We start from the raw sequence: 273 nt of genomic DNA, 5'->3' as shown, positions 1-273 counted from the left end.
CTGAAAGTGTGCCTGTCAGCCATTTGAAAGAGATGAATATCACTCTGTCTGCCGAAGCTTTGGAAGAGGGAACAGCAGAGCGCTTAAGCATTAAAGTCGCAAACCGAGACCTCTATCAGGCGGATTTTATTTCACTGCTGGCAGACAACGATTCTGCACCTGAAAAGCCAACGGGGGGGCCGGTAATTGAGCGTACTCGTGACGGGCAGTGCTTTGGAAAGCCTGTCGGGGTTGAAAAAGCCGATGGTGAGAGCAGTGCTTATATTTCAACGC

General features: G+C 50.2%; 1 protein-coding gene. It reads left to right on the top strand.

Annotated elements, in window-relative coordinates; translation table 11 throughout:
* Nucleotides 1–32: 32 nt before the first annotated feature.
* A partial coding sequence (locus tag O4H53_RS27055) for a hypothetical protein (RefSeq protein ID WP_269368107.1) occupies nt 33–273 on the top strand: 241 nt, incomplete at its 3' end.

Source organism: Sulfitobacter sp. G21635-S1 (genome assembly GCF_027213915.1).
In the GTDB taxonomy this organism is placed as follows: domain Bacteria; phylum Pseudomonadota; class Alphaproteobacteria; order Rhodobacterales; family Rhodobacteraceae; genus Sulfitobacter.
Note: the sequence above shows the minus strand (reverse complement) of the source record. Positions and strands in the feature narration are given on the sequence as shown.